The sequence below is a fragment of the Streptomyces sp. SYSU D01066-1 genome, from assembly GCF_054956795.1.
In genome coordinates, this window is record NZ_JBUDHV010000036.1 from 26,158 (window position 1) to 51,801 (window position 25,644).

At 73.3% G+C, this 25,644-nt stretch carries 23 protein-coding genes and 1 pseudogene; 9 read left to right on the forward strand and 15 right to left on the reverse strand.

The window, feature by feature from the left end; all coding sequences use genetic code 11:
• The first annotated feature begins 155 nt into the window (after positions 1-155).
• On the forward strand, positions 156-1,256 hold the full coding sequence (locus ACY1JF_RS25790) for a LacI family DNA-binding transcriptional regulator (RefSeq protein WP_462707638.1): 1,101 nt from the start codon (positions 156-158) through the stop codon (positions 1,254-1,256).
• A gap of 74 nt (positions 1,257-1,330) precedes the next feature.
• Positions 1,331-2,368 (forward strand): SDR family oxidoreductase, encoded by a 1,038-nt coding sequence (locus ACY1JF_RS25795; RefSeq protein ID WP_462707639.1) that lies wholly within the window; start codon positions 1,331-1,333, stop codon positions 2,366-2,368.
• A gap of 29 nt (positions 2,369-2,397) precedes the next feature.
• On the opposite strand, the gene ACY1JF_RS25800 is transcribed toward ACY1JF_RS25795, so the two are convergent.
• The 3 genes from ACY1JF_RS25800 to ACY1JF_RS25810 form a co-directional block, all read right to left on the reverse strand.
• A complete protein-coding gene (locus ACY1JF_RS25800) occupies positions 2,398-3,207 on the reverse strand; it encodes a ribonuclease BN (RefSeq protein ID WP_462707640.1) in 810 nt (269 codons plus the stop codon).
• A 383-nt stretch (positions 3,208-3,590) separates the two neighbouring features.
• Positions 3,591-4,280, reverse strand: coding sequence for a GAF and ANTAR domain-containing protein (locus ACY1JF_RS25805; RefSeq protein WP_462707641.1), 690 nt, complete (start codon positions 4,278-4,280; stop codon positions 3,591-3,593).
• Positions 4,281-4,370: 90 nt separating this feature from the next.
• Positions 4,371-5,132 carry a FadR/GntR family transcriptional regulator gene (locus ACY1JF_RS25810; RefSeq protein WP_462707642.1) on the reverse strand — a complete coding sequence of 254 codons (762 nt, stop codon included), beginning with the start codon at positions 5,130-5,132 and terminating at the stop codon, positions 4,371-4,373.
• A 232-nt stretch (positions 5,133-5,364) separates the two neighbouring features.
• Here ACY1JF_RS25810 and ACY1JF_RS25815 point away from each other — a divergent pair, with 232 nt between their 5' ends.
• From ACY1JF_RS25815 to ACY1JF_RS25840, 6 genes are read left to right on the forward strand one after another with little or no spacing between them, the layout of a single operon-like run.
• A complete protein-coding gene (locus ACY1JF_RS25815) occupies positions 5,365-6,732 on the forward strand; it encodes an MFS transporter (RefSeq protein WP_462707643.1) in 1,368 nt (455 codons plus the stop codon).
• A complete protein-coding gene (locus ACY1JF_RS25820; protein WP_462707644.1) occupies positions 6,729-8,462 on the forward strand; it encodes a dihydroxyacetone kinase family protein in 1,734 nt (577 codons plus the stop codon). The genes ACY1JF_RS25815 and ACY1JF_RS25820 overlap by 4 nt, the downstream gene beginning before the upstream one ends.
• Before the next feature lie 11 nt (positions 8,463-8,473).
• Positions 8,474-8,959 (forward strand): ribose-5-phosphate isomerase, encoded by a 486-nt coding sequence (locus tag ACY1JF_RS25825; protein WP_462707645.1) that lies wholly within the window; start codon positions 8,474-8,476, stop codon positions 8,957-8,959.
• Positions 8,959-9,732: a triose-phosphate isomerase family protein gene (locus ACY1JF_RS25830; RefSeq protein ID WP_462707646.1), complete on the forward strand. Its 774-nt coding sequence runs from the start codon at positions 8,959-8,961 to the stop codon at positions 9,730-9,732. The genes ACY1JF_RS25825 and ACY1JF_RS25830 overlap by 1 nt, the downstream gene beginning before the upstream one ends.
• Entirely contained in the window at positions 9,732-10,538 is an 807-nt protein-coding gene (locus tag ACY1JF_RS25835) for a sugar phosphate isomerase/epimerase family protein (protein ID WP_462707647.1), read from the forward strand. Before ACY1JF_RS25830 ends, ACY1JF_RS25835 begins: the two co-directional genes overlap by 1 nt.
• Entirely contained in the window at positions 10,538-11,413 is an 876-nt protein-coding gene (locus tag ACY1JF_RS25840) for a phosphogluconate dehydrogenase C-terminal domain-containing protein (RefSeq protein ID WP_462707648.1), read from the forward strand. The genes ACY1JF_RS25835 and ACY1JF_RS25840 overlap by 1 nt, the downstream gene beginning before the upstream one ends.
• Before the next feature lie 96 nt (positions 11,414-11,509).
• Here the strand turns inward: ACY1JF_RS25840 and ACY1JF_RS25845 are convergent, their stop codons facing one another.
• The 9 genes from ACY1JF_RS25845 to ACY1JF_RS25885 form a co-directional block, all read right to left on the reverse strand.
• Complete coding sequence (locus ACY1JF_RS25845) at positions 11,510-12,580, reverse strand: acyltransferase family protein (RefSeq protein ID WP_462707649.1); 1,071 nt, start codon at positions 12,578-12,580, stop codon at positions 11,510-11,512.
• A 163-nt stretch (positions 12,581-12,743) separates the two neighbouring features.
• Complete coding sequence (locus tag ACY1JF_RS25850; RefSeq protein WP_462707650.1) at positions 12,744-15,047, reverse strand: family 43 glycosylhydrolase; 2,304 nt, start codon at positions 15,045-15,047, stop codon at positions 12,744-12,746.
• Positions 15,044-16,516, reverse strand: coding sequence for a sulfatase-like hydrolase/transferase (locus tag ACY1JF_RS25855; protein WP_462707651.1), 1,473 nt, complete (start codon positions 16,514-16,516; stop codon positions 15,044-15,046). Before ACY1JF_RS25855 ends, ACY1JF_RS25850 begins: the two co-directional genes overlap by 4 nt.
• Entirely contained in the window at positions 16,513-17,484 is a 972-nt protein-coding gene (locus ACY1JF_RS25860) for an aliphatic sulfonate ABC transporter substrate-binding protein (protein WP_462707652.1), read from the reverse strand. Before ACY1JF_RS25860 ends, ACY1JF_RS25855 begins: the two co-directional genes overlap by 4 nt.
• Positions 17,485-17,536: 52 nt before the next feature.
• The gene (locus ACY1JF_RS25865) at positions 17,537-18,340 is read right to left on the reverse strand and encodes an ABC transporter ATP-binding protein (protein ID WP_462707653.1); all 804 of its coding nucleotides are present in this window, start codon (positions 18,338-18,340) and stop codon (positions 17,537-17,539) included.
• Positions 18,337-19,143 carry an ABC transporter permease gene (locus ACY1JF_RS25870; protein WP_462707654.1) on the reverse strand — a complete coding sequence of 269 codons (807 nt, stop codon included), beginning with the start codon at positions 19,141-19,143 and terminating at the stop codon, positions 18,337-18,339. Before ACY1JF_RS25870 ends, ACY1JF_RS25865 begins: the two co-directional genes overlap by 4 nt.
• Positions 19,144-19,174: 31 nt before the next feature.
• Complete coding sequence (locus ACY1JF_RS25875) at positions 19,175-20,359, reverse strand: ROK family protein (RefSeq protein ID WP_462707655.1); 1,185 nt, start codon at positions 20,357-20,359, stop codon at positions 19,175-19,177.
• A 192-nt stretch (positions 20,360-20,551) separates the two neighbouring features.
• A complete protein-coding gene (locus ACY1JF_RS25880) occupies positions 20,552-21,391 on the reverse strand; it encodes a formylglycine-generating enzyme family protein (protein WP_462707656.1) in 840 nt (279 codons plus the stop codon).
• A 249-nt stretch (positions 21,392-21,640) separates the two neighbouring features.
• Positions 21,641-22,087: a hypothetical protein gene (locus ACY1JF_RS25885; protein ID WP_462707657.1), complete on the reverse strand. Its 447-nt coding sequence runs from the start codon at positions 22,085-22,087 to the stop codon at positions 21,641-21,643.
• A gap of 73 nt (positions 22,088-22,160) precedes the next feature.
• Between ACY1JF_RS25885 and ACY1JF_RS25890 the strand changes: the two are divergent.
• Positions 22,161-22,301: pseudogene (locus ACY1JF_RS25890) on the forward strand (hemin transporter); the annotation flags it as partial.
• A gap of 51 nt (positions 22,302-22,352) precedes the next feature.
• On the opposite strand, the gene ACY1JF_RS25895 reads toward ACY1JF_RS25890, so the two are convergent.
• The 3 genes from ACY1JF_RS25895 to ACY1JF_RS25905 form a co-directional block, all read right to left on the reverse strand.
• Positions 22,353-23,300 (reverse strand): ABC transporter ATP-binding protein, encoded by a 948-nt coding sequence (locus ACY1JF_RS25895; RefSeq protein ID WP_462707658.1) that lies wholly within the window; start codon positions 23,298-23,300, stop codon positions 22,353-22,355.
• Between the two features lie 449 nt (positions 23,301-23,749).
• Positions 23,750-24,817, reverse strand: coding sequence for a DUF6745 domain-containing protein (locus ACY1JF_RS25900; protein ID WP_462707685.1), 1,068 nt, complete (start codon positions 24,815-24,817; stop codon positions 23,750-23,752).
• A gap of 179 nt (positions 24,818-24,996) precedes the next feature.
• Complete coding sequence (locus tag ACY1JF_RS25905) at positions 24,997-25,323, reverse strand: hypothetical protein (protein ID WP_462707659.1); 327 nt, start codon at positions 25,321-25,323, stop codon at positions 24,997-24,999.
• Positions 25,324-25,644 lie beyond the last annotated feature (321 nt).

Below are 25,644 nucleotides of genomic sequence, written 5' to 3' on the forward strand. Positions count from 1 at the left end.
AACATCGACAGCGCGGAGACGGGCTGGGGTTGTTAGGTTTACGTGAACATCCGGTAGGCGGCATGTCTACCGTGCTCCGGTCAAGACGGTCAAGTGTCCTTGAGGCAAAGGCCGGTTGGAGCCTCGCACGAACAAGGAAAGGCGGCGGACGGCGAGTGGACACGGCTGAGCGGGCCACGGCGAGCACGCCCGCACCGGCGGGAATCGCCAAAACACCCGAAGCGGCGCCCCGGCGCAGGCGCGGCGGCCGGGCGCAGAACGCCTCCATGGCGGATGTGGCCAGGCTGGCGGGGGTTTCCTCGCAGACCGTCTCCCGGGTCTCCAACGGGTACGCGGGGGTGACCGAGGAGACCCGGCAGGCGGTGCGGGCGGCCATGAAGGAGCTGGGCTACCGGCCCAACAGCGCGGCCAGGGCGCTGAAGAGCGGTGAGTTCCGCACCATCGGAGTGATCACCTTCACACTGTCCACCACCGGCAACGTGCGCACCCTGGAGGCCATCGCCCAGTCCGCCGCGCACGAGGGGTACGCGGTGACCCTGCTGCCGGTCGCCGTGCCCACCCAGGACGAGGTGCGCGGAGCCTTCTCCCGGCTCGAGGAACTCGCCGTCGACGCGGTGATCGTCATCATGGAGGTGCACCTGCTGGACGCGGCCACCGTCACCCTGCCTCCGCAGGTGCAGGTGGTCGTCGTGGACTCCGACGCGGGCGACCACTACACGGTCGTCGACACCGACCAGGCCGGCGGCACCCGCGCCGCCGTACGGCACCTGCTCGGCCTCGGCCACGAGACGGTGTGGCACCTGGCCGGCCCCGAGGACTCCTACGCCGCCCAGCGCCGCGCCGACGCCTGGCGCGCGACCCTCACCGGGGCGGGCCGCACCCCGCCGCCCCTGGTGCGCGGCGACTGGTCGGCCCAGTCCGGATACCGGGCGGGACTGGAGCTGGCGGCGGACGAGGAGTGCACCGCCGTCTTCGTCGCCAACGACCAGATGGCACTGGGCCTGCTGCGCGCCCTGCACGAGAGCGGGCGGCGGGTGCCCGAGGACGTGAGCGTCATCGGCTTCGACGACATCCCCGAGGCCGGTGCCTTCCTGCCGCCGCTGACCACCGTGCACCAGGACTTCGCCGAGGTGGGCCGGCTGTGCGTCGAGGCGGCGCTGCGCCAGATGCGCGAGGGCGCCCCGGAGCGGGGCACGACCCTGGTGCCGACCCGGCTGGTGGAACGGGCCAGCACGGCACCGCCGCCGGGCCGCTGAACACCCGGTTTACGGGCGACCGGTCACGGCAACCCGTGCACTCGCCGTCTTCCGCCCGTGACCGGGAGGTTCCCATGCCCCACACCGCCGGCCGAACGGCCCGCCGCGCCGCCCCCGTGGTCGTCGTGACCGGGGCCAGCGCGGGGGTCGGCCGGGCAACGGCCCGGGCCTTCGGGGCACGCGGTGCCTCCGTCGCCCTGCTGGCCCGCGGCCGCGACGGCCTGGAGCGGGCGGCAGAGGAGGTCAGGGCGGCGGGCGGCCGGGCACTGCCGCTCGTCGTGGACGTCGCCGACGCGGCGGCCGTGGACGCCGCGGCCGGCCGGGTCGAGGACGAGCTGGGACCGGTCGACGTGTGGGTGAACGCCGCCTTCACCACCGTGTTCGCGCCCGCCGAGGAGGTACGGCCCGAGGAGCTGAAACGGGCCACCGAGGTGACGTACTTCGGCTTCGTGTACGGCACCCAGGCCGCCCTGCGCCGGATGCGGCCCCGCGACCGGGGCACGATCGTGCAGGTCGGCTCGGCGCTGACGCAGCGCAGCGTGCCCCTGCAGTCGGTGTACTGCGGGGCCAAGCACGCCATCCAGGGGTTCACCGACTCCCTGCGGTGCGAGCTGCTGCACGACCGCAGCGGGGTGCGGGTGACCACGGTCCAGCTGCCCGGCCTGAACACCCCCCAGTTCAGCTGGGTCCTGACCAGGCTGCCCCGGCACCCCCGCCCGGTCGCCCCGGTGTACCAGCCCGAGGTGGCCGCCGAAGGCGTCCTGCACGCCGTGGACCGCCCCGGGCGCCGGGAGCACTGGATCGGCGGCTCCACCGTCGCCACCCTGATCGGGCAGCGGATCGCCCCGGCGCTCCTCGACCGCTGTCTGGCCCGCACCGGCTACGACGCCCAGCAGACCGGCGAACCGGTCGACCCGGCCCGCCGCCCGGTCAACCTGTTCGACCCCCCGGACGACGGCGCGGGCACCGACTTCGGCGCGCACGGCGCCTTCGACGACGAGGCCCGCTCCCGCAGCCTCCAGCTGTGGCTCTCCCGCCACCGGGGCGCCCTCGCGGCCGGCGCGGGCCTGGCCGTGGCGGCGGTGGCGGGCGGGGTGCGGCGGCGCTCCTGAGGGCGCGAGCCGGCGCCCTCCCCCTCGCGCTACTCGCCGTCGGTGGCACTGCCCGCGCGGCGCGGCAGCCAGTGGTGCTCGTGGAACCAGCGGCCGAAGAGCGCGCCGCCGAAGACCACGAACCCCACCCCGATGAGCCAGGACTCCACCACGAGCACGGTGCCGACCGTGCCGTAGCTGATCGCGTTGTCCAGGATGAGCGGGGTGAAGACCAGATAGGAGAAGCCCCGCAGGCCGATCAGCCCCACCATCGTGGCGAGCGCCCCCGGGAGCAGGTCCCGCCAGCGGACCGAACTGCCCAGCAGGAAGTGCTGGCCCCACCAGAAGAACAGCGTGCCCGTCACCGTGGACAGCATGATCCGCGCGGTGCCGTGCAGCCCGGTCCGGGTCTGCACCTCCTGGTAGAGGTACACGGTCAGCATCGCCACCCACGCCAGCTGGCGCCAGACCCGGTGCCAGGGACCGGACGGCAGGCCCCAGATCCGTTCGTAGCCGTTCTGCACGCTCGCCGCGAAGGACACCCCGAACACCGCGAGCAGCAGGCCGCCCCAGACGCTGGTGGTGCCGACGATCTCGCGCGGCGGACTGACGATCTCGGTCAGCACCCGTGCCGACCGCCCCGACAGCCCCATGCCGTCGGCCAGCCACGCCGCGAACCCGCCGCGTCCCAGCGGATCGGCGGCGGCCACCACGATCAGCAGCGGAGCCAGGGTGACCAGCGCGATCGTGGCGAAACCCATGGCCCGGTGCATCAGCTCCAGATCGCGGGCCCGCCGGAGGAGGGCGGTGGCGGCCAGCCTGTCCCACAGGGAGTGGAAAGGGCTCAGGAACCGGTTCACGGAAAGGCGCTCCTCCAGGCGGTCCTCGGGACGGCTCGTGGGCGCGGCCGTCCGGGCTGGGCCGATTGCACAAACCTAGCCCGGCGCCGGGCGCCCCGCGCGTCACGCGGGTGCGCCGGTGCGTCCCCGCCCCTGTGCGGTGTCCCGCACGGACAGCGTGCCGGCCGGGCGTGCGCGCCGGCGCCGGTCGGCCGGCGCGCACCCGGCACGGCTGCCCGGGCCGCCCCGCCGGTGCGGGAGCCGTGCCGGCGGGGCGGCCCGGAGCGGACCCCGGGGCGACCGGCCGCGGCGCGGTCGCGGTGCGCGGTCGCGGCGCGCGGCCGACGACGGGGGAGGCGTCCGCGTAGGGAACCCGCCGGCCCGGGGGCGTTTCGGGGCCGGTCTCAGTCCAGACGGCCCAGCTCGCACACGCGCCGGGCGACGTCCCGCAGCTTCACGTTGTGGTCCTGGGAGTAGCGGCGCAGCACACCGAACGCCTGCTCCTCGGTGAGCCGGTGACTGACCATCAGGATGCCCATCGCCTCGCCGATGGCGTGCCGGGTGTCGATCGCCTGCCGCATCTGGTCGTGACTGCGGGCGCTGGCGAAGGCCACCGCCGCGTGCGAGGCCAGCAGCCAGCCCGCCGTCTCGCTGGCCTCGGTGAAGGTGCCGGGCCGGCGGGAGTAGAAGTCCAGCGCCCCCAGGTCCTCGTCGTCGGTGTACAGCAGGATGCCCATCATGCTGCCCAGGCCCAGCTCACGAGCGGCGCGGACATAGGTCGGCCAGCGCACCGGCTCGTCGTTGAAGTCGGTGATCCGAAAGCCCCGCTCGTCGGCGGCCGAGCGGGCCATGTCGAAGCAGGGCCCCTCCACGAGACGCTCCTGGAGCCGGTCGCTGTCGACGACCACCTGGTCGGTGGGCGCGACCGACCGCACCCGGCCCCCCTGCACGACGAGGATGCCGGCGGCGTCGCAGCCCTCGACCAGTTCGGTGGCGGCGTGGGTGATCCGTTCCAGGGTGCCGTCCACCGACTCCTGCGCCAGCAGGTCCCGTGCCAGCAGCGCCATCCGCTCCCCGAACTCGCGCCAGTCCACCGTGCCCGCCTTCCGCCGTACCGGTCCTCCCGGCACCCAGCATGCCGGGACCCTGTGGGGTGCGCCTGCCCGGAAACGGGAGGGGCAGACTCAGCCCTCGCCGTCGACCGAGGCGCGCAGCCGGGCGCTGGCCATGCGCATGTGCTCGGCCATGGCCCGGTCGGCGGCCTCCGGGTCGCGGGCCCGGATCGCCTCCAGCACCGCGTCGTGTTCGCACAGCGTGCCGCTGACCGTGCCCTCGATGTCGCTGACCCGCTCCATCCAGACCTGGAGCAGGGCCCGGATGCTGTGCAGGATGTCGCTGAGGACGCTGTTGCGGGCGATGCGGGCGCATTCCAGGTGGAAGGCGATGTCCGCGTCGATGAACGCCGTGACGTCGCCGCCCGCCGCCCGCATGTGCCCGAGGTGCTCCTCCAGCAGGGCGATGTCCTCGTCGGTGGCCCGCTCGGCGGCCAGCCGGGCGGAGACCCCCTCCATGTAGGTGCGCACCTCGACCAGGTCCTGGGTGCGCCGCTGGCCCAGCATCAGCCCCCAGTTGATCGCCCGGGGCAGGAACTCGGAGGTGCCCTCGCGCACGTACGAGCCGGAACCGGGCCGGATCTCGATGATGCCGAGGACGTCCAGCGCGGACAGCGCCCCGCGCACGCTGGAGCGCGCGACCCCGAGCGCCTCGGCCAGCTGCCGCTCGGCGGGCAGCCGGGTACCGGGCTTGATGTGTCCGGCCGACAGGTGGTCGAGGAGCCGCTTGGCGACCTCGCTGACAGAGGACTCGCGCACCACGGGGCGCAGCAGCCGCGCCAGGTCGGGAGCGGCATCCGGAGACTGCTGATCAGGCTGACTGGTCACGGTCACCAGTCAACCAGATGGGCCCGCACCCGCACTGACCAGCCGGTTCATCGGCTGGATGGGTGAGGTTTGTCAAGAGTTGGGCCGTTCGGAAATCTATGACGGTCGCCACACTGGTAAATTGGTGACCAATTTGGATCGGCGGCATAGCGTGTGAGCGATCCGGTCGGCCGCCTCGACGGCGCCACCGGCGTGAGCCATCCCGGACGGAGCTGTCCGGGCGAGCCGAGGAGTCGCCATGGGTGCCGACGCGCCAGCCGCGGCAGTCGAGAGAACTGCCATCAAGAAGGTCTCACTACGCCTGGTGCCGTTCGTGGCCCTGATGTTCTTCGTGAACTATCTGGACCGCACGGCCGTCTCGTTCGCGGAACCCAACGGCATGGGCCAGGACCTGGCCCTGACCGCCGCCCAGTTCGGTTTCGCCTCCGGGATCTTCTTCCTCGGCTACATCGTCCTGGAAGTCCCCAGCAACATGGCCCTGCACCGCTACGGGGCCCGCCGCTGGCTGGCACGGATCATGGTGACCTGGGGCATCGTCTCCCTGCTGTTCACCTGGGTGAGCAGCAGCGGTCAGCTCTACACGCTGCGCTTCCTGCTCGGCGTCGCCGAGGCCGGGTTCTTCCCCGGCGCGATCCTCTTCCTCAGCCAGTGGGTGCCCTCCCGCCACCGCACCAGGATCCTGGGCCTGTTCTACCTCGCGCAGCCGCTGACCACGGTCCTCGGCGCCCCGCTGGCGGGCTGGCTCATCGGCCACCACGGCCTGTTCGGCCTCGAAGGCTGGCGCGTGATGTTCCTCTTCGTGTCCGTCCCCGCCGTCCTGCTGGGCGTCATCGCCTGGTTCTACCTGATCGACAGGCCCGCCGACGCCAAGTGGCTGACGCCGGCCGAGAAGGACTGGCTGACCGGGGAACTCGCCGCGGAGAACGCCCGGAAGACCGGCCACGAGGGCGGCCACGCCAAGGGCGACCTCAAGCGCGCCTTCACCAGCGGCCGCGTCTGGATCCTGGCCGCCGTCTACTTCGGCTTCGTCTACGGCCTGTACGCCCTCGCCTTCTTCCTGCCCACGATCATCAACGGCTTCCAGGAGCAGTACGACACCACGTTCAGCGTGATGGACAAGGCCTGGATCACCGCGATCCCCTACCTGCCGGCCGCCGTCGTGCTGTTCTTCTGGACCCGGCACGCCACCAAGCACGGCACCCGCACCTGGCACGTGGCCGGCCCCGCGGTCGTCGGCGGCCTCTCCATCCCCGTCGCCCTCTACATGGGCTCGCCCACCGCCACGGTCGCCGTGATCACCGTGACCGCGTGCGCCGTCTTCGCCGCCCTGCCCGTCTTCTGGTCGGTGCCCTCCCGGTTCCTCACCGGAGCCGCCGCCGCGGCCGGCATCGCCCTGATCAACACGGCCGGCAACATCGCCGGGTTCGCCTCCGGCTACATCACCGGCTGGCTCAAGGACTGGACCGGCGCCTACTACGTACCGCTCTACCTGGTCGGCTTCTTCATGCTGCTGTCCGCCGCCTTGATGATCTGGCTCTCCGCCCGCCACCGCACCGGCGACGCGGCCCCCGACCACGCGCACCAGACCATGGAGGCCCTTCGATGACCCGCCTGTTCAACGACCCCGCGGCCTTCGCCGACGAGGCCCTGGAGGGCTTCGCCGCCGCCCACCGGCGCTGGGTGCGGCCCGTCACCGGCGGCGTCGTCCGTGCCGGGGGCACCCCCGAGGGCCAGGTCGCCGTGGTCATCGGCGGCGGCTCGGGCCACTACCCGGCCTTCTCCGGCCTGGTCGGCCGGGGCCTGGCGCACGGCGCGGCGGTCGGCAATGTCTTCGCCTCGCCCTCCGCCGCGCAGATACGCTCGGTCGCCCGCGCCGCGCACGGCGGCGCCGGGGTGCTGCTGATGTACGGCAACTACGCCGGTGACGTCCTGCACTTCGGCCAGGCCGCCGAGCGGCTCACCGCCGAAGGCGTCGAGACCCGCACGTACGCCGTCACCGACGACGTGGCCAGCGCACGCCCCGAGGAGGCGGACAAGCGCCGCGGCATCGCCGGCGACCTGCCCGTCTTCAAGGCGGCGGCGGCCGCGGCCGAGCGGGGACTGCCGCTGCGGGAGGTGCTCGACGTCGCCGCGCACGCCGGCGCCCGCACCCGCTCCTTCGGCATCGCCTTCTCCGGCTGCACCCTCCCCGGCGCCGACCACCCCCTGTTCACCGTCCCCGGGGCCCGGATGGCCGTCGGCCTCGGCATCCACGGCGAACCCGGCATCGGCGAGCAGGACCTGCCCACCGCCGACGAGGCGGCCCACCTCCTGGTCTCCACCCTCCTCGAGGAACTCCCCGAGGACGTCGCGGACCCCTCCGGCCAGCGTGCCGCCGTGATCCTCAACGGCCTCGGCTCCGTCAAGTACGAGGAGCTGTTCGTGGTCTACCGCAAGGTCGCCGCCCTCCTGGAGGAGGCCGGCGTCGAGACGGTCGACCCCGAGGTCGGCGAACTCGTCACCAGCTTCGACATGGCCGGCGTCTCCCTCACCCTCACCTGGCTGGACGACCTCCTCGAAGACCTGTGGCGGGCTCCCGCCGACACCCCCGCCTACCGCAAGGGCGCCCTCGGCGAGCCGGAGGTGTCCGCCGTCCCGGCCGCCACGGCCGCCGGGACCGAGGACGAAGCCGTCCCCGCCGCCTCCGCCGCCTCCCGGCACGCCGCCGCCACCGTCCTGGCCGCCCTGGAGGCGATCGCCGCCACCGTCGGCACCCACGTGGACGAACTCGGCCGGATCGACGCCGTGGCCGGCGACGGCGACCACGGCATCGGCATGCGGCGCGGCTCCACCGCCGCCCGCGAGGCCGCCCGCACCGCCCATGAGCGGGGCGCCGGCGCCGCCACCGTCCTCACCCGCGCCGCCGACGCCTGGGCCGACAAGGCGGGCGGCACCTCCGGCGCCCTGTGGGGCACCATCCTGCGCTCCCTCGCCACCGCCCTGGGCGACCAGGAGGCCCCCACGGCGGCCCGGGTCGCCGAAGGCGTCGCGGAAGCCTGCGCCGCCGTACAGCGGCTCGGCGGTGCCGAGGTCGGCGACAAGACCATGGTCGACGTGCTCGTGCCCTTCGCCGGCACCCTCACCGAGGCCGTGGCCGCCGGCGGCACCCTCACCGCGTCCTGGGAGCGGGCCGCCGGCGCCGCCGCCGAGGCCGCCGCCGCCACCGCGGACCTGCTGCCCCGCAAGGGCCGGGCCCGCCCGCACGCCGAGAAGTCCCTCGGCACCCCGGACGCCGGGGCCCACTCCCTCGCCCTCATCACCCGCGCCGTCCACGGCGTGCTGATCGACCACCACTGAGGAAGACGGTCATGACTGACAAGCTCCGTATCGTCGTCGGCTGCGACGACGCCGGTTACCAGTACAAGGAAGCCCTCAAGCAGGACCTGGAGAACAGCGACCTGGTCGCGTCGGTCACCGACGTCGGGGTCGACGCCGACGGGCACACCGCCTACCCCAAGGTCGCCATCGCCGCCGCCGAGCTGGTCGCCCGCGGCGAGGCGGACCGCGCGCTGCTGGTGTGCGGCACCGGCCTGGGCGTCGCCATCGCCGCCAACAAGGTCAAGGGCGTCCGCGCCGTCACCGCCCACGACTCCTTCTCCGTGGAGCGCGCGGTCCTCTCCAACAACGCCCAGGTCCTCACCTTCGGCCAGCGCGTCGTCGGCCTGGAACTGGCCCGCCGCCTGGCCAGGGAGTGGCTCACCTACCGCTTCGACGAGACCTCCGCGTCCGCCGCCAAGGTGCGGCTCATGTGCGACTACGAGGAGGGCACCGACGGCGCGGAGGCCGCCGCCTGATGTCCGGCCCCGCACAGCCCCCCGTCCTGCTGGGGGTGAGCCTGAAGATGTACTTCGGCCACCACCAGACCCTCAACTGGGCCCGCAAGGTCGCCGGTCTGGCCCACCGGCACCCGGCGGTCACCTCCGGCGCCGCCCGCCTGTTCGTCCTCCCCGCCTTCCCGGCCATCGTCCCGGCCGCCGCCGTCCTCACGCCGTACGGCATCGACGTCGGCGCCCAGGACCTGGCCACCGAGGACTCGGGCCCGTACACCGGCGAGGTCGGCGGCCCCTTCCTGAAGGAGATCGGCTGCCGCTACGCCGAGGTCGGCCACGCCGAGCGGCGCCGCCTGTACGGCGAGGACGACACCGTCGTCGCCGCCAAGACGGCCGCCGCCCTGCGCAACGGCCTCACCCCGGTGCTGTGCGTCGGCGAACGCGACCGGGTCTCCCCGGCCGAGGCCGCGCGGCGCACGGTCGCCGAGGCCGAACGCCTGCTGCGCGGCCTCGACGGCGCCGTGGTCCTCGCCTACGAGCCCCAGTGGGCCATCGGCGCGCCCGAGCCCGCCGCCCCCGGGCACATCGCCGCCGTCTGCACCGCGCTGCGGGAGTGGCTCGACGGCCGCCCCGCACACGCCGGTTCGACGGTCGTCTACGGCGGCAGCGCCGGCCCCGGCCTGCTCACCCGCCTGTCCGGCACCGCCGAGGGCCTCTTCCTCGGCCGCTTCGCGCACGACCCGGCGGGCGTCGAGGCGATCCTCGACGAGATCCGCACCCCGGCGGGGGTGGCCTGATGGCCCACGGCATCAGCACCTACGCCTACTTCTGGCGGATCTCCGCCCGCGCGCCGCGACCGCTGACCCTCACCGAACTGCTCACCGACACCGCGCGCCTGGGCGGCCGGGTCTTCCAGATCTGCGACTACCCGCCGATCGAGTCCTACGACGCCGCCCAGCTCGCCGACGTCCGCGCCACCGCCCGCGACCTGGGCCTGGAACTGGAACTCGGCACCCGCGGCGTCCGCCCCGAGCACCTGCGCAGATACCTCGACCTGGCCGGCGAGCTGGGCGTCACCCTGGTCCGCTCCATGCTCAACACCGCCGACCACCGGCCGGAGCCGGACGAGGCCGTCGCCCTGCTGAAGCAGACCGTGCCCGCCTACGCGGACGCCGGTGTCACCCTGGGGCTGGAGACCTACGAGCAGGTGTCCACCGACGACCTGCTGACCGTCGTACGCGGAGTCGACGACGAGCACCTCGGCGTCGTCCTCGACCCGGGCAACAGCGTCGCCCGGCTGGAACGCCCCGTCGACGTGGTGGCCGCCACCGCGCCCTACACGGTCAACATCCACGTCAAGGACTTCGCCTTCACCCGCCGCGACGGCTGGGTCGGCTTCACCTACGCCGGCTGCCCGCTCGGCGAGGGCCTCCTCGACCACGACGGCATGATCGCCGCCGTCCGGGAGGCCCGGGGCGAGCGCCGCGTCAACCAGATCGTGGAGCACTGGCTCCCGTGGCAGGACGAGGGCTTCGACGCCACCGCCCGGCTCGAACACCAGTGGACGCAGCACAGCATCAGCACTCTCCTGAGGAGCGAGTAATGGCCACCGAGATCCAGACCCGGGCCGACGTCACGACCGTCGCCGTCATCGGGGCCGCCGGCAAGATGGGCCAGCGTGTCTCCAACAACCTGGTCGAGAGCGACTTCCGGGTGCTCTTCAGCGAGGCGTCCCCCCAGGGCCAGGAGCTGATCCGCGGCCTGGGCCGCGAGCTGACCGAGTCCGCCGACGCCGCCGCCCAGGCCGACGTCGTCATCCTCGCCGTGCCGGACGTCGTCCTCGGCAAGGTCTCCGAGGAACTGGTCCCGCTGATGAAGCCCGGCACCGTCGTCCTCACCCTCGACCCGGCCGCCGCCTACGCCGGCCTGCTCTTCGAGCGCGACGGCATCCACTACGCCTGCGCCCACCCCTGCCACCCGTCGGTGTTCCTGGAGCGCACCACCAAGGAGGAGTGGCAGGACACCTTCGGCGGCATCGCCGCCCCGCAGGAGGTCGTCGCCGCCTACGAGGGCGGCGACGAGGCCAAGCAGAAGCTGGCCGACTCCGTCATCCGCGTGATGTACGCGCCCGTGGTCGACGTCCACTGGGTCACCGTCAAGCAGCTCGCGGTGCTGGAGCCGACCCTGGTGGAGACCATCGCCTGTATGGTCGGCGCCCTGCTGACCGAGGCCCTGCACGAGACGGTGCACACCGTCGGCGTCCCGGAGAAGGCCGCCCGCGCCATGCTGCTGGGCCACACCCAGGTCGCCCTCGCCAACACCCTCAAGGGTTCCAACCCGTTCTCCGACGCCTGTCTGATCGCCATGGACTACGGCCGTGAGTCCATCGTGCGCGAGGACTGGAAGAAGGTCTTCGAGGACGAGGAGCTGGACAAGGTGATCACGCGCATGCTGAAGATCAAGGAGATCAAGCGCTGACGGTCCGCCGCCGGCCGCGCACCCGGCCCGGCCCCGCCGCCCACGGGGGACGGCGGGGCCGGGCCGCTGTCGTGCCGGAGACCGCCGGGGACGGGGTCAGGCCGTGCGCCGTTCGCGGAACGCCCAGTCCATCCTCGGCTCCATCACCCACCGCAGGACCCGCCGCACCGGCGAGGTGCACAGCAGGGTGACGACCACCGCGGCCACCACCGTGACGACCACCTCCCCGGCCGGCCGGCCCGTCCAGGCGGCGTGGCTCCAGTGCCAGTGGTTGGCGGCCTGGACGACGAAACCGTGCAGCAGGTAGCCGTACAGCGTGCCCGCGCCCAGCGCCGTGAACCAGGTCCGGCGGCCCGGCACCCAGGCCAGGAAGCAGGCGACCAGGGTCAGCGAGCAGCCGAAGACGGCCAGCGTCATCAGCGGCCCGTACCAGGCCGGCACGTCCATCTGCTCGGCACTGGCCCGGTGGAAGAACCACCCGTAGTCGAACCGGGGCACCAGCCAGTACGCCAGCGCGACGGCGCAGGCGAGGACCGGCACCGCCGCGACCCGCGCCGCGCGGCGGCGCACCGTCCGGAAGTGCTCCGGCTTCAGACACAGGCCCAGCACGAAGTACGGCAGGAACTGCAGCGTCCGCTGCAGATCGAGGTCGTCACCGATGTCCGGCGAGAGGGTCGCCAGCATCGCGACGGCCAGCGCGATCGGCAGCGGCCACCGCACGTGCCGCCAGAACGGCGTGGTCAGCCGCCAGACGAACAGCGCAGCCAGGAACCAGGTCAGGTACAGCGGGTCCAGCAGACTGACCGCCCGGTCCGGTTCGCCGTCGCTCCACCGGGTGAAGAAGGTGTACGCCGTCTCGAAGACGACGTACGGCACGACGACCCCGGTGAACAGCCGCTTGATCCGTCCCGGGCTCGCGTCGAAGTTCCGGGAGAAGTACCCGGAGATGACGATGAACGCCGGCATGTGGAAGGCGTAGACGACCGTGTAGAGGGCGGTGACGGCACGGCTGCCGTCGCGCAGCGGCTCCCACGCGTGCCCCACCGCCACCAGCACGATCGCCAGGTACTTGGCGTTGTCGAAGAACGCGTCCCGCTGCCCGGCGGGCCTGGCCGGCGTGGTCGCGGCGGGGCGCGGCGCGGCTTCGGCGGCCTGCGCGGCCGACATGGCCTCCGTCACACCGCCCCCACCGCATCGCACGAGCGACGCGAACCGGCGGATACGCGTCTTACCAGGGGCACGGGAGGGGCGAAGGCGATAGACATTCCGCGCGCCTTTCCATTTCCTGTGAAACCAAACCCCGTCCCGACGTGATCTTTTCGCCCGGTGTTCAGTCTCCGTAGGTGCGGACGTAATCGAAGTGCGCGGTGGCGCCGGCCGTGTTCAGGGAGACCAGGCCGATGCGCAGCGCCTGTCCGGCGGGCAGCGTCCAGACCCCCGTCCACGTCCAGTGCGCACCGTCGGTGCTGGTCGCGGCCCGGACCTCGGCTTCGTCCCCGGCGGTGTCGGCGTGGTACACCAGCCGCATCCACAGCGTCCCGGCCGCGGCACCGCCGAACATCGGACCGTACGCCACCGGGGTCGGCGGTGTCGTGGTGGGCCGCTCGCCCTCCTTGGCGAACTCGGTGACATGGGTCACCCTGCCGTCGGTGTGGCTGACCGGCAGTACCGCGTGGACCAGCTTGAAGTAGTGGTCGTCGTCGCCGTACAGCACCAGGCCCGCCTGCTGGTTGCCCGGCCCCGAGGCCAGCCGCAGCCGGGTCTCCACGACGAAGTCGCCCGGGGGCGCGTTCCGGGTGAGCACCGACGCGGTGTTGGCGAAGAGGTGCAGCTCGGCGGCTTGCGTCGGCCAGGACAGCGCCCCGTCGCCCGTGCCCGCCCCGGCCGCCGGGCCGCGCACCCAGCTCCACGCGGAGGAGAGCGCCGGGCCGTCGAACTCGTCGCTGTACGCCGGCAGCGGCCGCCCCGGCCGCGGCTCGGCGACCCGCCGGGTGACCGGTGTGTACAGCTCCACGGCCCCCACGTTGTCCGCCTCGGCCCCGTCCCCGCGCGCCGCGACACCGACCTTCCCGGCGTGCGCTGCGGACGCGGGCACGGTACGCCGCTGGGTGGCCACCGCGTCGCGCAGCCGGTCCGCGCTCACCTCCACGGTGAGGTGCCGGCCGCGCAGTTCTGCGGTGACGTTGTGCCAGGTGTCCCACGCGAAGTCCGCGGGCAGCGCCGTGACCTGCTCGCCGCGGCTGACTCCGCCCACCCGCACATCGGTGACCAGCGCGCCCCGGTCCCGGTCCAGCCGGGCGACCACGTGGTCACCGGCGTCCCGGTAGGCGAGGAGGAGGCCCGCGCCGCCGTCCGCCGAGGTCACCCGCAGATCGGCCTCGGCCCGCACCCGCGCGGGCGCCGTGTTTGACGACACCAGGTGGGCGGGGGAGGCGCCGGAGTGGGTCACGTGTCCGCCGGCGTCCGGCTCGCTCGCGGTCGCCCAGCCGCCCGTACCGGCGCCCCGGGCCCGCCACCCGGACAGCGACCCGTCGTTGAAGTCGCCACCGGCGTCCCACGTGCTGACCGGGGCCTGCTCGGCGCCGGTCGAGGGTCCGGCGCCGGCCCGCACCACCGGCCAGCCGTCGATCCAGTCCAGCCGGTCGATCAGCATCGGGCGCCGGCTGAGGGTGCGGTCGATGCCGGGGACCCGGTCCAGGTCGGGATCGGTGGCGGGGACGGCGTGGTAGACCAGCCAGTCCTGGCCGGACAGGTCGGTCTGCAGGGAGTTGTGGCCGGGGCCGATCCACTGCTCCCCGTTCGCGCCGACGACGATCCCGCCCTTGCTGGTGGCCGCCATCAGATCGACACCCCGGTCGTCGGTGAACGGCCCGGTCGGGCTGGTGGCGCGGCCGACCTTCACCTGGTAGCCGCTGTAGGCGCCGTCGCAGCAGCCGGCGTCGGAGTAGAAGAGGTAGTAGAAGCCGTCCCGCCGGACCACGAAGCCGCCTTCCATGCGGCGGCCCTGGGCGACCTCGGTGACCGTGCCCACGGTCCGGGTCCGGTCGGCGTTCATCCTCGCGACGCAGATGGTGTCGTAACTGCCCCAGTACAGGTAGGGCTGACCGCCCTCGTCGGTGAACTGGGCCTGGTCGATGTCCCCGGTGGCGCAGCCGCTGTCACTGTCCAGCACCGCGCCCCGGTCGGTCCACGGGCCGGTCGGGGCCGGGGCGGTGGCCACCCCGACGGTGTCCTTGTCGGGCACGGAGTAGTAGAGGCTGTAGTGCCCGTCCGTGTAGCGGATGTCGGGCGCCCACAGCCGCGAACCGCCGTGCCAGGACGGCTGGTCGGCGGGGGTGAACACCTCCCCGGCGTACTCCCAGTGCGTCAGGTCGGCGGACTTCAGGATCGGCAGCGTCCGCTCACCGGTCTCGCCCCGGCTCTGGAATACGGGGTTCTGGGTGCCGTAGGCGTACCAGTGGCCGTCCTTGCCGCGGATCACCGCCGGGTCGGGGAAGGTGTCGACGACGCCGGAGGTCACCGGGTTGGTGTACGCCGGCCGGGGCGCGGTCGGGGTGGCGTGACCGGTCGACGGCAGGGCGGCGAGGAGCAGGGCCGTGAGGAGCGTGGCCGTACGGCCGGTTCTCCGGGTCATGATCTGCCGGGGCCTTCCTGCTCGAAGGAACTGAGCGTCGGGTCGTAGTCCGAGGCACCGATGTCGTACATCGGCGTCATCCAGTGGTGGAAGTTGTCGCCGCGGTCCCGCAGCAGGTCGTACAGGCGGCGCGTCATGCGGCGCCGGACACCGGCCAGCTCGGGGTGCTCGTAGCGGTTGGACAGCTCGTGCGGATCGGTGTGCAGGTCGTACAGCTCGTTGACCGACTCGGGGTTGACGACCAGCTTGTAGCGGTCCTCGCGCAGCATCCGCTGCGGGTAGGGGAAGTGGTGGCCGTGGAACTCGGCCAGCAACTCGCCGGGCCAGTTCGGGCGTTCGCCGCGCACCAGCGGCAGCAGGCTGCGGCTGTCGGTGGCGGGGGAGGGGTCGGCGCCGGCCAGCTCCAGGAGGGTGGCGGTGCAGTCGGTGAGCGACACGAACTCGTTTCTGACCTGCGGCTGCTGACCGGGTACGCGGATGATCCCGGGGATGCGGTAGATGTCCTCGTACATGGCCGGGCCCTTGTCGTGCAGCCGGTGGGCGCCGGTGAACTCGCCGTGGTCGGCGGTGAAGAAGACGGAGGTGTCGTCGGTGAGGCCGAGTTCGTCGAGGCGGGCGAGGACGCGGCCGATCTGCTCGTCGATGAGGGTGACGTAACCCCAGTAGACGGCGATGAGTTCGCGGGTGACCTCGATCGGCATGGTGTCGAAGGTCCAGTGCGCGCTGTAGTTGCGCTGCACGGGAGGTTTGCCCTCGAAGGTCTCGGCGATGGAAGGGGGCAGCTCCACCAGTTCCGGGTCGTACATGTCGTAGTACGCGTCGGGGAGGAGGTAGGGCAGGTGGGGGCCGAAGAAGTGGGTGGCCAGGTAGAAGGGGCGGCCGTCGGCGGCGTACTTGTCGAGTTGCTCGATGGCGCGGGTGGCGAGGTAGTGCTCGAAGGTCGCCTCCACGGGCTGCCGGAGGCGGGCGGCCAGCAGGTTGCCCGGGTTGCCGTTGGGGGTCGTGCCGCGGACCGAATCGGTGATGCGGTACGGCGGCAGCCCGCGTTCCTCCAGGTAGGCCAGGTAGTCGGGGTGGTCGACGGGGTTGTGCCAGCCCGGCAGGTCGGGGCCGTCGAAGCCGTAGGAGGCGGCGTTGCGGTGCGTGCCGGCGTGCCACTTGCCGACCAGGCCCAGCTGGTAGTCGCGTTCGGCGAGTGCGGCCGGGAAGGTGAAGGCGTCCTCGCGCAGGTCCTCCAGGTAGCCCACGTTGCGTTCGTGGTTGGCCAGGAGGCGGTGGCGGAAGGGGGCCTGGCCGGTGAGGAGGCTGGCGCGGGCCGGGGTGCAGATGGCGGTCGGGGTGTAGAAGCGGTCGAAGCGGGTGCCGGTGGCCGCCAGCCGGTCCAGGTTCGGGGTGGCGACGTGCGGATTGCCGTAACAGCCCAGGGTGTCGACCCGGTGCTGGTCGGTCATCAGGAACAGGAGGTTCACGCGGCCGCCCTCGTGTAGAGGCCGGCGGTGTAGAAGGAGTCCGCGGCCGGGGCCTTCTTCAGCTGACCGGTGCTGACGAAGAAGTCGCTCATGCCGTCCAGCCACTTGCCGACGGTGCCGTCCTCGGTCTTGGCGACCAGGTCGGCGGTGGTCATGGTCCGCACGTTGGCGGCGTCCTCCTTCACCTTGTCCTCGGAGACCTTGAGCAGCTTCGCGGCGAGCGCGATCGACTCCTCCTTGTGCGCGGCCCGCCAGTCGTTGGCCTCCTGGAGCACCTTGACGACCTTCTCGGCGGTGGCGTCCTCGGCCTTGTCGCCCGCGACGAACGCGGTCGGGAAGCTGCCGCCGATCTCCTCGGTGCTGGCCACCTCCACCAGGTCCGGCACCTTCTCCCTGATGGTCGGGACGAGCGGGTACCAGATCCCGGCCCCGTCGATCTGCCCGGACGCGAAGGCGGTGACGACCGTCGTCGCGTCCATCACCACCTTGTCGATGTCGTCCATCGACATACCGGCCTGCCGCAGCGCCAGGTTGAGCACCATCTCGCCGGACGTCCCCTCGGGCACCCCGACCTTCTTGCCCTTCAGCCCGGCGACGGAGGTGATGCCGGGCTGGGCGATGACCCGGTCGGCGTAGGTCAGGGTGTTGATCGCGACGATCCTCGACCTGCCGGACGCGGGCAGCCACATGGCGCCGGGACCGATGTAGCCGTAGTCGAGGTCGCCGGTGCCGAGCGCCTGGATCTGGACCGGGCCGTTGACGAAGACCTTGTACGAGGCGGAGACGCCGTGCTTCTTCCACAGGGCCCGGTCGTCGGCGACGGCCAGCAGGCTCGCCCCGTTGTAGTCGGCGATGTAGCCGAACCGGACGCCGGTGCCGTCGCTGCCGGAGGAGTCGCACGAGGTGACGGAGAGGGAGAGTCCTGTCGCGGAGAGTGCCGATATGAAGCCGCGTCGAGACATGCTCATGACATAGATTCCTTAGGGGGCGGGTGCGGGGCGCGAGGGTGAACGGGGAAGGTCAGGCGGCCGGGGCCTGGTGGTAGACCGCGTGCCAGACGTCGTTGCGGACGCGGGCGAACTCCGGCGACAGCCGCAGCTCCTCGGTCCGCGGGTACGGCAGGTCGACGTCGACGACCCGGTGCACACGGCCCGGCCGGGCGGCCATGACGATCACCCGGCGGGCCAGGTAGACGGCCTCGTCGACGTCGTGCGTGACGAACATGACCGTGCGCCTGTCCCGGGTCCAGGTCTCCAGCAGCTGGTCCTGGAGCTGCACCCTGGTCAGCGCGTCCAGCGCGCCGAACGGCTCGTCCATCAGCAGTACTTCGGGGTCGACGGCGTAGGCCCGGGCGATCGCGCAGCGCTGCTTCATACCGCCCGACAGGGTCTTGGGCAGCGCGTTCGCGAAGTCGGAGAGCCCGACCAGGCCGATCGCCCGCTCGGCCCGCCGTCGGCGTTCGGCCGCGGGCAGCGGGGAAAGCTTCAGGCCGAACTCGACGTTGCCGCGCACGGTGAGCCAGGGGAAGAGCGCGTACTGCTGGAAGATGACGCCGCGTTCGGGACCGGGCCCGGTGACGTGCGCGCCGTCCACCAGCACCTCGCCCGCCGACGGCCGCACCAGACCCGCGGCCAGGTTGAGCAGCGTCGACTTGCCGCAGCCCGAGGGGCCGACGACGGTGACGAACTCCTGGTCGCCGATGTCCAGCGACACCCCGTCCAGGGCGGTGAAGTCGCCGCCCCTCATCGGGAACCTGCTCACCACGTCCCGGAAGGAGATCTTCGCGGCGGTCCGCGCCACCGGTGTGTCCACGGGGGTGTTCATCGTCGTTCCTGCCATCCGGTCAGGCGTCGTTCGGCGAGCAGCAGCAGCCGGTCCATGAGGAGTCCGATCACCCCGATGGTGATCAGCCCCACGAAGATGGTGGGGATGTCGTAGTAGGTCTGGGCGTGTGTCATCTGGTGGCCCAGCCCCTTGTCGGCGGCGATGAGTTCGGCGGCCACCACGGTTCCCCAGGCGGCACCGAGACCGATCCGCATACCGACCAGCAGGAAGGGCGTCGCGGCCGGGATCACCACCTTGAGGAACACCACCCGGTCCGGGGCGCCGAGCACCCGCGCGGCGTCGATGAGCGTGCGGTCCACGCCGATCACGCCCTGGAAGGCGGCCACCACGCTGGACAGGAAGGCCGCCAGGAAGATGACGAAGACCTTCGGGGTCTCACCGATGCCCATCAGCACGATGGCCAGCGGGATGATGGCCAGCGGCGGCACGGTCCGGAAGAACTGCACGTACGGTTCGAGCAGGCCGCGCGCCAGCGGGTACCAGCCCATCACGAACCCGACCGGCACGGCGAGCAGGGTGCCGAGGGCGAAGCCCAGGAACACGCGGCGCAGACTGGCCAGCGCGTCCGTCGGCAGGGTGCCGTCCTGGACGAGTTCCACGGCCCGCGAGCCGACCGGGAGCGGGCCGGGTACGTCCACCAGCCCGGCCGCGGCGACGACCGCCCACACGGCGAGGCCGGCCAGCAGCGCGACCAGGTTGAGCAGCAGCGGGGGCGGGGTGCGCCGGCCCCGGCGGGGCGCGGACGCGGAGGGTGTCTTGTCGGGTGCGGTGATCACAGCCATGGCGGCCTCTGCGGATACGGAGGGTTCACGGTCACTCCAGGGAGCCGGGCGCGGGATAGTGGGTGAGCAGGGGCGATTCGTGCAGGACGAGGGCGATGGCACCGAGCGCGCCGCCCGCCTCGCCGAGGGCCGCGGCCCGCAGGTCGGCCCTGGGCCGCGCGATCGGCATGAGGTGCGCGAGCAGGGCGCGTTCGACGGACCGGAAGAGGACGGGACCGGCCTCGGCGAGTTCACCGCCGAGCACCGTCACGTCGGGGCCGACCGCGTTGCACACCGCGGCGAGCACGGTGCCGACCCGGGTGCCGGCCGACTCCAGCACGCGGACGGCCGCCGGGTCACCGGGCAGCGCGGAGAGGAAGGCGGACAGGTCCGGCGCGGAGCCGTGGGCCTCCAGGACCGCGCCGATGGACGCGACCGTCTCCAGGCACCCGCGCTTGCCGCACGAACACCGGCGCCCGTCCGGCTCGGCCGTGATGTGCCCGAACTCGCCGGACAGCCCGCGCGCCCCGCGGTGCAGGGTCCCGCCGGTCACCAGCCCGCCGCCGACCCCGTACGACAGCCGCAGGTACAGCACGTCCCGCACCCCGGCCGCCGCTCCCCAGGTCGCCTCGGCCAGCGCGGCCAGACGGGTGTTGTTGTCGACGAGCACGGGAACGCCGAAGCGCTTGCGCAGGAGCACGGGGAGGTCGGCGCGGGTGGGGGCGGACGACCGCTTCGACTCCTCGGGGTCCGCCGGCAGGTCGTCCACCGGGCCGACCACACCGACACCCACGCCGCTGAGAGCGCCGAGCCGCAGCGCCCCGCCGGCCAGCCGGGCCACCAGCCGCTCGGCGAGGTCGGCCCGCGCCTCCCAGCCGAGACCGGCGGAGTGCGCCTCGCTCGCCGAACCGATCACCTCGTGCGCCACGTTGACCGCGGCCACGTGCACCGCGCGCCGGGCGAAGTCGACCCCGATCACCTGACCGGCCTCGGGGTGCAGGCTCAGCGTCTCGACCGGGCGGCCCCGGCGGCGCTCGGCGGGCGCGGGCGCCGTGGCCACCACGGCACCCCCGTCCATCAGAGCGACGACGATGTCGTACAGCGTCGTGCGGGACAGGCCGCTGAGCCTGCCCAACTCGGCGCGGCTGAGCGGACCGTGCGTGCGCAACAGCCTGAGGACGAGCTCCTCGTGCCCGCGCCGCAGCCGTGCGAGGGGGCCCTGGTGGTCGGATGCCATGCCGCCAGGATGGGGACGCCCCGTTTTAACGTCAACACCCCGGAAAAAATCCGTGGGGATACTTCACGCGGCCGCAAGGGGCCGCAACAAACCGCAACGAACCGCAAGGCGCCGTAACGGCCGGAGGCCGGTTCCAGGGCCGGTCCGGGGCCGGTCCAGGCGGTTCCGGGTCCGGTCCGGTCCGGGGCCGGTTCAGGCGTCCCGGACGCACCGGAAGCCGAGGTTGCCCGTGCTGCTGTCCGGGGTGTTGGCGGTACGCGCCGCGACGCGGTAGCGGTTGCAGTACGAGTGGTGGCACAGGTACGAACCGCCGCGCATGATCCGCGAGGTGCCCCGCGCCGGGCCCTTGGGATCCGTGCGCGGCCGGCTGGTGTGATCGGTGCCCCAGTGGTCCGCGCACCACTCCCAGACATTGCCGGCCATGTTGTAGAGCCCGAAGCCGTTGGGCGCGTAGGCGTCCACGGGCGCGGTGCCCAGGTAGCCGTCCTCCGCCGTGTTCTTGGTGGGGAAACGGCCCTGCCAGATGTTGCAGCGGTGTTCCCCCTCGGGCGTCAGTTCGTCGCCCCACGGGTAGCGGGCCTGTTCCAGTCCGCCCCGGGCGGCGTACTCCCACTCCGCCTCGGTGGGCAGCCGGAGGCCGGACCACCGGGCGAAGGCGACCGCGTCGTTCCAGGAGACGTGCACCACCGGGTGACCGGCCCGGTCGTCGACCGAACTGCCCGGACCTTCGGGGGCACGCCAGTGGGCGCCCTCGACACCGCACCACCACGGGGTCTGCGGCGGCCGGGCCGCGCCACGCCGCAGGGCCGCGGGGAGGAACCCGGCGAACACGTAGGACCAGCCGAACCGTTCGGCCTCGGTGACATGGCCGGTGGCGTCGGCGAAGCGGGCGAAGCGCTCGTTGGTCACCGCGTGCGCGTCGATCCAGAACGGCGACACGGTCACCTCGCGGACGGGGCCCTCCCCGTCCGCCGGGAACCCTTCCCTGTCGTCGGTGCCCATGAGGAACGAGCCGCCGTCCAGGCGGACCATGCCCTTTGGGACCGTGCCCCCCGCCGCGGTGCCCGCCCGGGCCACCGGCCCGGGGGACACGCCCACGGCGTGCGGCGCGGACCCGGCGGCGTTCGTCGTGGACGGTGCGCGGTGCGGCGCGGGCGGTGCGGCGCGCGGCGCGGGCGGTGCGGCGCGCGGACCTTCCGGCGAGGGTGCGCAGCAGTTCGCCGACTCCGTCCCGGGCCCTCCCACATGACCTCCCGCCTCGGACCGGTGCATGTCCCGAGGCTACGCCACGGGGGGAGGCGCTCCGGTGTCCCGGGGCACGGGCCCGTGCCGTAGTCCTTCCGCGTCGTGTGCGGAACGGATCCGCATGCCCGGCCGGCGACGGTGCACGGTCAGGTACGTCAGCCCCTGCGCACCCGCCTCGACGCCGCGCGTCGCACCGTGCGGCAGCCAGGTCAGAGCACCCGCGCGCAACGGGCGCGGGCCGTCGGCGCACACCAGGGCGCCGTCGCCGCCCAGTACCAGGAGCAGTACGTCGAGATCCGGCTCGGTGTGCGGGTCGACGCGGGCCGCCGGCGGGAGACGGACCACGTTGGCGTCGAGCTGCCGTCCGCTTTCCGCGAGCTTCCACAGCGCTCCGGCCGGTGCGTCGTCCAGGGCCGCGAGCGCGGCGGTGTCGCACAGCGACCGGGGGAGGGGCCCGCCCTCGCCGTCCTCCGGTGTCGTCATCGGCTGGTCACCATCTCTCGTCTCCGGGGCCGCGTCGCCGCCCGGAACCGGTGGCGACTTTCAAACAAGAATCCTCCCACCAGGGCTCACCGCCTACCTGTGCGGACCGGTGCCCTTCACGCGGGCCGTCCGCGGTGACCTGCTGCGCCGCGGGGTGCCGGCCGAGGCGCTCCACCACGAGGTCTTCGGGCCCGACCTGTGGCTGGGGGAGCAGGAGGAGCCGGCGGTGGCGTGGCGGGCGGGCGGCGGCGCGGGCGACCGGCGGTCAGCGCGGGGTCAGGGGTGCCGTCCCGGTGTCGGCGGTTGCCGTCGCGGTCGGGTCCGCAAGGGCCGCGGGGGGCTGGGACTGGGGGACCGTCGTCTCCAAACGCGCGCTCGTGGTCCGGCCGGCCCGGCCGGACCAGGCCGCCCAGCGGCCCTCGCGCCGGGCCACCGTGATGGGCCGGCCGAAGCAGGCGGTGAGCCGGTCGTCGGTCAGCACCTCCGCCACGGGCCCACGGGCCAGGATCCGGCCCTCCCGCAGCAGCAGGGCGTGGCCGACGACCGGGGACAGCTCCTCGAGGTGGTGCGTCACCGTCACGGTGGCCAGCCGCGGACGCCCCTCCGCCAGCTGGTGCAGGGCCTCGATGAGATCCTCCCGGGAGGGCAGGTCCAGGGCGTTGAACGGCTCGTCCAGGAGCAGCAGGGCGGGGTCGGCCATCAACGCGCGGGCGATCAGGATCCGGGCCCGCTGCCCGCCCGAGCACACCCCGTACGGACGGTCCGCCAGCTCCTTGATGTCCATCTCGGCCAGCAGTTCGTGGGCCCGTCGCCGTACCTCGTCGTCGTACATCCGCCACAGCGGCTGCACGGTGCCGGTGTGGCCGGTCAGGACGACGGCGTGCGCGCCCAGGTTCTCCGGCACGCGCTGCGCGGAGGAGACGTGGCCGATACGGGCGCGCAGTTCACGCACGTCCACCCGGCCGAGCCGGGCACCCAGGACCTCGACATCGCCGGTCGTGGGGTGCATCAGCGCGCCCAGCAGCCGCAGCAGGGTCGTCTTGCCGGCGCCGTTGGCCCCGAGCAGGGCCCAGTGCTCTCCGGCCCGCACGGACCAGTCGATGCCGTCCAGGATCACCTGGCCGGTCGTGAAACGGCGGACGCCGACGCCCTGGAGCAGGACGACCGCCCCCTGAGTGCCGTCCACCGTGCGCGCCGCTGTCTGCCCGGCCATGCGTGAACTCCTCTCGGCTGCGGACTGCGCCGCCTGTCGGACCAGGGTAGGTATAGACACCATATTGTCGCCTCGCGGTCCGAGTCCTGGACGGCGCCGTCGGGCGGCCGGCGACGGGACATCGGCCGACAGCGGGAAACAGGGGAGGTGGCGCGCGGGCGTACGGCATGCGCCGTCGCGCGGCCTCGTGGAGCCCGGTGAACGCGCGGCGCAGGAGCACGCGCCGCGCGGACGGTGCGAACCGGACGGCACGAACCGGACTGCGCGAACCGGGCGGCCCGGCAGGAGGCCGAGCCGGCCCGCGGCGCGGTACCGGCCGGCCGGGGGCCGCCGGTCGCTGGGCCACCGGCCGCCCGCCCACCGCCCTCGCCCACCGTCGGTGTTCCCCGCCGGCGAGCCCGCCGCCCCGGCCCCGGAACCCCACCGCGTCCCGGCCCGGCCTGTCCCGCTCATGTCTCCCGCACGGGCGCGTACACCTCCGGACGCAGCCCGAACGTCCACGCCACCCCCTCCTTGGCCGTCCGGGTCGCCGGTGGGACCCGGAGCCAGTACGTGCGCCGGGTGCCGTCCGGTTCCGGGGTGGAGTTGAGGACCTCCACCATCACCACCGGCTCGTCGTCGGCCAGGTCGATCCGCCACAGGACGCCGGTCTCGTCCCGGTCCAGCGGGCGCGCGCCGGAGTCGGCCAGGTAACGGTCGTAGCCGTAGTGCTCCAGCATGACCCGGCGCAGTTCCGCGTTCTCCTCGGCGCGGATGCGTTCCGGTGTCAACGTGGGCAGTTCGGCCAGGAAACCGGCAGGTACGGGCATGCCCCGCCAGGCGTACAGGGCGAAGCCGTCGGGGAAGGCCAGCGCGGGCCCGTCCCCGCGGTCGAGCCGCCCGGCCTCGTCGCGGTGCAGTGCGACGGGGCGCTCGCAGACCACCGCCGCCTTCGCGAACGGCCACCACCAGCCGGCGCTGCGGGCGACGAGGGCCAGACCGTCGAGGGGGGCCCGGTCCGTGCGGAACGCGGCGAGCCAGGGCGCGTCGTGCTGGCCCAGGACGGCGTCCAGCAGGATCAGACGGATCTCCGCCGCGGCTTCGGTGTCCTCACCGGCGAGGTCCTCCAGCACACCGCGGTGTATCCGGTCGACGAGCGACCGCACCGGGTCCCACAGCCGTCCACCCGTCGCGGACCACTGCTCCGACCAGCCGACGGCGCCCAACTCGGCGTGGACCCGGTCGCGTTCCTGCGCCCACGGCGCCGTGCGCACCGCCTCGCGGACGCTCGGACCGGTGTCCGTCAGGTCCCGCACCAGCCGCACCGCCTCGCGCGGCGAGCGCGCCCACAGCACCCGCTCGGGTCCGGCCAGTCCGGCCCGCAGGTAGGCCAGCCGTACGCCCTCCTCGGCCGCCGGGCGGTCGGCGGGCACCGTCGCCATGGCCCGCAGGCGCCAGCGTTCCACCTCGTCGGCGTCGACCCGGACGACCGGCTCCCCGCCACCGCCGGTCTCCTGCCCCCTGGCTTCCTGCCCCATGGCTCCCCACGTCGTCCCCGGCGCCCCAGCCGACTGCGCCATGCCCTGCCCGGTCCCCATGCCCTGTCCCTCGGCCGTCACGGTCAGCTCGTTCGTCACGGTCCCCTCCTTCGTCACGGTCCCCTCGGCAGCCTCGGTCAGCTCGGCCGTCACGGTCCCCTCCTCCGCAGGCCCCACCGTCAGTCCGCGACGATCCGCACCGACCCGGGCACGTACTCCCGCTGCCGGATCACCCGGTACCACCCCTTGGGCAGGACGATCGCGGCATGCTCCTCGTGGACCACCCGGCCGCCCCCGGGCAGCCGCAGCAGGAACGGGCCCGACGGGCCGGGCTCCCGCACCAGTTCTCCCGGACCGATCACCGCGTGGGCGTGGCCGGTGACCTCGCCGAGGGCCAGGACGAGACGGCCCTTCGCGTCCCGCGGCTCCTTCGGCGCCCGGCGCACATGCGGCGGCACCGCCTCGTCCGCGACGGGCACGATCAGCACGTCTCCCTGCCGGTACATGGGTGTCCCCTCTCCAGCCGGCGCACGGCGCACCGGCCATGGAAAAACCGTACGGGCCACCACTGACATCGACAGGGGCAGGCGGGTTTTGGCGGCCGTGGCCCCACCACCGACCGACGTCCTGCCGGACCGTCCTCCGGCCGTCCTGTCCCACGGGCCGCGGCCGAGCCCGCACCCGGCCGATGTCAGTGCCGGTTGGTAGAACTGCTGGCACATCGCCGTACCGCGTCCGTTCTCACGTCAGGATCCGTCCGCATGGCCTTCAGTGACACGCTGAGCGAGCTGTACCGCCTGCCCGTCGTCGACTTCCCCGGCGAGGGC